This window comes from Salinivibrio sp. MA427 (assembly GCF_001996115.1).
In the GTDB taxonomy this organism is placed as follows: Bacteria; Pseudomonadota; Gammaproteobacteria; order Enterobacterales; family Vibrionaceae; genus Salinivibrio; species Salinivibrio costicola.
Map to the genome: position 1 here is coordinate 1 of NZ_MUFH01000429.1, position 1656 is coordinate 1656.

General features: G+C 47.3%; 2 protein-coding genes. Both read left to right on the forward strand.

What is annotated here, in order from left to right:
- The coding region (gene ltaE / locus BZG79_RS15300) for a low-specificity L-threonine aldolase (RefSeq protein ID WP_077774834.1) at positions 1-899 on the forward strand (899 nt) is incomplete at its 5' end.
- Between the two features lie 205 nt (positions 900-1104).
- The coding region (locus BZG79_RS15305; protein WP_199878042.1) for a Lon-like protease helical domain-containing protein at positions 1105-1656 on the forward strand (552 nt) is incomplete at its 3' end.

The following is a 1656-nucleotide window of genomic DNA, read 5'->3' on the forward strand; positions in this document are numbered from 1 at the left end:
CACTAGAAGAGTGGGCCGCTTCACGCCATGGCTTTGACGCTGCCCTCTTTACTGCCTCAGGAACCCAAGCCAACCTACTGGCCTTAATGGCCCATTGTGAGCGTGGTGATGAATATTTATGTGGTCAACAGGCCCATAATTATAAGTATGAAGCCGGAGGCGCCGCCGTATTAGGCTCGATTCAGCCCCAACCGATAGACAATGCCCCAGACGGCAGCCTTCCCTTTGATAAGCTCGCGGCTGCAATCAAGCCAAACGATTTCCATTTTGCGCGAACGAAACTCTTAAGCTTAGAAAATACCATCGGCGGTAAAGTTTTACCTTTATCCTACCTAGCCGAGGCGCGCATTTTTTGTGATCATCATAAGCTGCAATTACACCTCGATGGCGCGCGCGTTTACAATGCGGCAGTCGCGTTAGGCGTCGATATCACCGCCATCAGTTGTCACTTTGATTCAATGACCATTTGTTTATCCAAAGGACTTGGCGCCCCCGTTGGCTCTCTTCTTCTTGGTTCTCAAGCCTTTATCAATAAAGCAAGACGCATACGGAAAATGCTCGGTGGGGGGATGCGCCAAGCGGGAATTTTAGCGGTTGCCGGTCAGAAAGCACTCAATGAAAATGTTGATCGCCTGGCTCAAGATCATGCCAATGCGCAGTACTTAGCGAGTGAATTGCATCAACTTGACGGCTTTTCAACTGACGCTTATCAGGTCCAAACCAATATCGTCTATGTCGATATCGCCGATACGATCGAGCGTACACGGCTTCAAATGCGGCTGATTGAGAAGGATATTCGTGTCACATTCAGTGGTCATCCCGCTCGTTTGGTGACCCATAAAGACATCAGCCGTGAGGATATCAATACCCTTATTCGTGCGATAGCCGACTCTCTTTAGCCGCTATCATCGAAGCGCTGACTTTCTTCCTTCGCGATAAAATCGATAAAAAGCGGGCACATTAGCCCGTTTTTTGTTTATAAAATAACCAGCCGATGTAAAACTGTGACCCTATCATCGCTTTCTCCACCAAAGTCACTAAAACAATCACTTACAGTCGCTACACTAAAATCAGTAACGATTAAACGCCAATACGGGGACAGCCATGGCTCTCACTCAGCTCACCAGCGACCGCTTGTATCGTGAATCTAGCTTGAAACACAGCGACATTACGTCAACCAAGCATCTTGCGCCACTTGACGAAATTGTCGGTCAAGATCGTGCTCGCCACGCCGTTGAATTCGCGATGTCAATTAAAGAAAAAGGTTACAACATTTACGCCATCGGTCAGAACGGACTCGGTAAACGCACCATGATGATGCGCTACCTTAACCAACACTGGCAGACTGATTCACCCGTTTATGATTGGTGCTATGTTGCGAATTTCCAAGAAGCACGTTCACCACAAGTCCTAAAACTCCCCGCGGGAAAAGGTAGTGAATTAAAAAAGCATATTGAGCAGCTCATGGGTAAGCTCGCCAATGCCCTGCCAATGGCGTTTGATAATGAAATGTACTACCAACGTGCGGAAACATTAAAAAATCAACTCACTGAGCGGCAACAAACGATTCTGCAAGGTTTAAGTGAAACCGCAGAAAAAAACAGTGTTAGTCTTTCTATCACGCCACAAGGGGATTATCAGTTCGTTGCCCTTAAC